Annotated in this window: 4 protein-coding genes and 1 pseudogene; 3 read left to right on the forward strand and 2 right to left on the reverse strand. The window is 73.1% G+C overall.

Going from position 1 to position 4,541, the window contains the following annotated elements:
* Together ETD85_RS60370 and ETD85_RS60375 are read left to right on the forward strand one after the other, a co-directional pair.
* Positions 1-371: pseudogene (locus tag ETD85_RS60370) on the forward strand (hypothetical protein); the annotation flags it as partial.
* A gap of 174 nt (positions 372-545) precedes the next feature.
* The gene (locus ETD85_RS60375) at positions 546-1,526 is read left to right on the forward strand and encodes a DNA-binding protein (RefSeq protein WP_138698783.1); all 981 of its coding nucleotides are present in this window, start codon (positions 546-548) and stop codon (positions 1,524-1,526) included.
* A gap of 162 nt (positions 1,527-1,688) precedes the next feature.
* On the opposite strand, the gene ETD85_RS60380 is transcribed toward ETD85_RS60375, so the two are convergent.
* On the reverse strand, positions 1,689-2,567 hold the full coding sequence (locus ETD85_RS60380) for an NADP-dependent oxidoreductase (protein ID WP_138698784.1): 879 nt from the start codon (positions 2,565-2,567) through the stop codon (positions 1,689-1,691).
* A 34-nt stretch (positions 2,568-2,601) separates the two neighbouring features.
* Entirely contained in the window at positions 2,602-3,840 is a 1,239-nt protein-coding gene (locus tag ETD85_RS60385) for an MFS transporter (protein ID WP_240780144.1), read from the reverse strand.
* Positions 3,841-3,919: 79 nt separating this feature from the next.
* Between ETD85_RS60385 and ETD85_RS60390 the strand changes: the two genes are divergently transcribed.
* Positions 3,920-4,309 carry a MerR family transcriptional regulator gene (locus ETD85_RS60390; protein ID WP_138698785.1) on the forward strand — a complete coding sequence of 130 codons (390 nt, stop codon included), beginning with the start codon at positions 3,920-3,922 and terminating at the stop codon, positions 4,307-4,309.
* Positions 4,310-4,541 lie beyond the last annotated feature (232 nt).

A 4,541-nucleotide genomic window follows, 5' to 3' on the forward strand; every position in this document is an offset into this window, starting at 1 on the left:
CCGCCGACCTGCCCGCCGCTCCGGCCACCTCCACCGGCCTGTCCGCCGCCCCGGCCCACTTCGAGATGCCCGCGGACGGCCGGGACGTCTTCGCGCTGTACCAGCGCCTGATCGGCCTGCGCAGGCGGCACCCCTGGCTGGCCAGGGCCCGCACGAGCGTGACGCACCTGGCCAACCGCACGGCCGCGCTGCGCACCGACGCCGGCGGCGACCGGGCCGTGCTCACGCTGCTCAACCTGGACGACGAGCCCTGGCGCTGCCCCGCCGACATCACGCACGCCACCCTCGCCGAGGCGGGCGACTCCGGCGAGGGCGACCCGGCCGTGGTCCCGGCCCACGGCTGGCGCATCCTCATCGACAAACCCGCCTGACGACCTACCCCGCCCGCCGTACCCGGGCCGCCGCATACCCCCCGGGGAGTATGCGGGACTCGCTCCGGTAGCACGACGACGCCGGCCGGCCCCGGCCGCCATGCTTCAGGCACCGCATCCCGCGACCGTCGAAAGGCCTGGTTCATGCCGTCCTTGATCCGTCACATCACCCCCGTGTCCCCTGACCGCGCCAAGGGCGTGATTGCCGAGGTGTACGCGCAGGTCAACGCCGAGTTCAGCAGCATCGGCCCGGCGGTGATGATGATGTCGCCCGCACCGGAGCTGATGGCCGCGGGCTGGTCGCTGATGCGCGAGGCCCAGCTCGCCGGTGACGTCCCCGTGCTGGACAAGGTCGTCGTCGCCCTGGGCGCGGCGCAGGCCAACGGGCTGGACTACGACGTCCAGGCGTTCCTGTCGGTGCTGCGGCTGCTGGGCGAGCCCGAGACGGCCGACGACATCGAGCGCGGCGGTGCGCCGGCCGACCCCCACCTCGCCGCCCTGCTGCGGTGGGCGGCCTCCACCGGGATCGAGGGCCGCGACCCGGCCGAGCCGCCGTTCGCCGCCGGGGCCGCCGCCGAACACTTCGGCACCGCCCTGTTCACCCACTTCATCGACCGGGTGGCCGCCGCCATGCTGCCGGCCGGGCTCACCCCGGGCAGCATGGACCCCGCCGACGAGCCGCCCTTCGACGGCGCGCCCGTCCTTCGCGAGCTTGGCCAGGACCTGCGCGGCGGCGCCACCCTGCCCCTCCTGGACGGGCTGCCGTCCGGGCCACCGCCGGCCTGGGCGGCCGGCTCGCCGATCGGCACGGCCTACGCCACGCTCGCCGCCACCGCCGCCCAGGGCGCCGGGCTGCTCAGCGAGGCGGCCGCCGCCGTCGCGACCCAGGTGATCGCCGGCCACGCCGGGCGCCGCACGACCGCCGGCGACCATCTGGAGGAGCCGCTGGCGGACCTGCCGGAGCGGGAACGGCCGGGCGCGCGGCTGGCGATCCTGGCCGGCCTGGCGCCGGAGGCCATCACCGACGAGCAGGTCGCCGCCTGGCGCGCCACCGATCGCCGGTTCAGCGACCACTGCACCGTCTACCTGCTGGCGTTCGGCGCCATGGCCGCCGTCACGCGGATCGAGGCCGACCTCCTCCCGGTGCCCGCCTGACTGTCTGCTCTCACCCGGCGGCGTCGGCCTCCAGCGCCGCCACGTCCTCGACGGTGGCCGGGACATCCCCAGATACGCCCAGCTGCTAGGGCTGGAGAGACCCAAGAAGCACAATCAGAAACTCCGGCCAGACGGCCTGCTCGGGACGTGGCACGGTCCTTCTCAGAAGGTGAGCAGGATCTTGCCGAGCACTCCGCCCGCTTCGAACCGCTCGTGGGCGCTGCGGACATCGTGGAAGGGGTGGCGGTGCGCGATGCGCAGCCGGAGCTCGCCCCTGTCCACGAGGGCGGCGAGGCGGGCGAGGTGATCCCGGTCCTCCTGGACGTAGCTCTTGGCGGCCCCGGCGATGTCGGGCAGGGGGCTGTCGGCGATGGAGACGTACCGACCACCCGGCGCGAGTGCGGGGCCCGCGGCGGCTCCCGCAGTGTCCAGCACTGCCGTGTAGGCACGGCGAGGGAGATCGTCCAGGGTGTGCCAGACGCGTCCGGCGCCCAGTTCCCGGGCCGCTTCGAGGTGCTCGGGGCGTGAGACCAGGGCGTCGACGGTGGCCCCGGTGTGGCGAGCGAGCTGGACGGCCAGACCGCCCACGGCGCCGGCCGCGCCGATGATCAGAACGTGGTCTTCGCCGGTGACCGCTGCCCGCTGGAGTGCCTGCAGCGCCGTCACTCCGGCCAGCGGGAGTGACGCGGCATCCACCAGCGGAACCGTGCTGGGGGCGGCCGCCAGCAGCCGGGCGGGCAGGGCGACCTGCTCGGCCCAGGTACCACGGCCGGTGGCGATCTGCGCGGACATCGCGATCACCCGGTCCCCGGGGCGGTAGCCGGGGTGGTTGCTCGCGGTGACGACTCCGGACAGATCCCACCCCAAGGTGGCGGGGAGTTCGGGCCCGACCTCCCAGGCACGGGTCTTCCAGTCCACCGGGTTCAGACTGCTCGCGGCGGTACGGATCAGCACCTCGTCAGCTCCTGGAACGGGCTGCGGAACCTCCCGGACGGACAGGACTTCGGGCCCGCCGTGGCGAGAGATCTGGATCGCGTGCATGGCGACCTCCCTTACGGGGTGAGCGGACAGAGGATCAGACAGCACTGGGGACTTCGGGTCCGGCGTCCCGCGCCGGCGTCCGTGCCCGTGCCCGTGCCCGTGCCCGTGCCCGTGCCCGTGTCCGTGTCCGTGTCCGGGGCAGGACGAGATAGGTGAGGGCCAATCCGACCAGGCTCAGCACCGCGCCCGCCAGGCCGGTCCAGCGCAGAGCGCCGGCGGCGACGATCGCGCCGCCGATGACCGAGCCGGCCGCGGCGCCGAGGTTGAAGGCACCCACGTTGGCGGACACGGCCAGAGTAGGAGCGGCGCCCGCGTGGTGCAGGATCAGTCCCTGCAGCGGGGCGATGGTCGCGGTGGCGAGCAGGCCGAGCACCAGCACCGCGACCACGGCGGTGGGCTGCCACACCGCGGCGAACGGGACGAGCAGGAGCGTTCCCGTCAGCCCGCCGAAGACCCCGCGTACGGTGGCGCTCATCGACCTGTCGGTCAGCTTTCCGGCAGTGAGGTTGCCGAGGAAACTACCCGCGCCGTAGGCGAGCAGCAGCCCGGACACCGCCGCCCCGGAGAAACCGGACACCCGGGTCAGCAGCGGCGCGATGTAGGTGAAGACCGTGGCCACCCCGGAGAAGCCCACCGCGGTGGTGACGATGGCAAGCAGCACCGGCCGGCGCGCCACCACGCGTATCTCGTCACGCAGTCGCGTGGCCGGCGCCTCCTGCCGGGGCAGCACCGCGGCCAGGAGCACGACGCCCGCCAGAGAAAGAGCGGTCAGCACGGCGAACGGAGCCCGCCACCCGGCGCTCTGCCCGAGCAGCGCCCCCAGAGGCACCCCGAGCAGCGTGGCCACGGTGAAGCCGGACGCGACAGTGGCGATGGCCGAGCCCGTCTTCTCAGCCGGGACCACCCGGGTCGCCGTCACCAGCGCCAGGGCCAGGAAGGCGGCATGGCTGAGCGAGGACACCACGCGGCCCACCAGGAGCAGGCCGAACGAAGGCGCCACGGCACTGATCGCGCTGCCCGCCGCGAACAGCAGCATCAGGCCGATGGCGAGCCCCTTGCGCGGCAGTCGCGCGGTCAGCAGCGCCATCACGGGCCCTCCGGCCACCACCCCGAGCGCGTACGCGGTCACCGCTTGTCCCGCGGTTCCCACGGAGACGTCCAGATCGGCTCCGACCTGGGGCAGCAGCCCGGCGATCAGGTACTCCGAGGTACCAACAACAAAGACACTCGCGCACAATGCCGCGAGCGTCGCGAAACCCTTGTTCACGTTCACGCGGCCTACGCTAAAGTCTCATATCGGTATGAGAGTCAAGGCGGGCGGGCTATGTCTTCCCGGCCATCAGGAGGTCCTCGTGCGCATCGGTGAGCTGTCCCGGCGGACCGGCGTGGCCGTGCACCTGCTGCGCTACTACGAGGAGCAAGGTCTGCTCCACCCGCAGCGGCGCCCCAGCGGCTACCGGGAATACGTCGAGGAGGACGTCGCCATCGTCCGCCGCATCCGCAGCCTGCTGGCCGCCGGCCTGAGCACCTCAACGATCACCACGGTCCTGCCGTGCCTGCGGGACACCGGCGAGCATCTCGTCCCCACCTGCTCAGACCTGCTCGCCGACCTCCATCGGGAGCGCGACCGCATCGCTCAGGCCATCACCGACCTTCAGGCCTCCATGGACGCGCTCAACGGCGTCATCGCCGCGGCCCCGGCCGACGTCACTCGCCGGGCACTGACCTCACTCGGCGCGTGAACGAAGCACCTTCCCGGGAGGAACATCGAAAGGGCTCACCGAGGCCCGCACCCTCTTCAGTCCCTCCTGATCCTGCGACCGGCAACCGGGAGGAATCGCCCACCACCCCCTGAACCCGCGACGCTCACCGGCCGGAATCGCGTACCCGCCTGGCCACGAACTCCTCCCACGTCCGCACACCCCGGACCACGTCTCCCTCCGACGCCAGGTTCTCCCCCGCCCGGTACGCCCG

The sequence above is a fragment of the Nonomuraea zeae genome, from assembly GCF_005889725.1.
In the GTDB taxonomy this organism is placed as follows: Bacteria; Actinomycetota; Actinomycetes; order Streptosporangiales; family Streptosporangiaceae; genus Nonomuraea; species Nonomuraea zeae.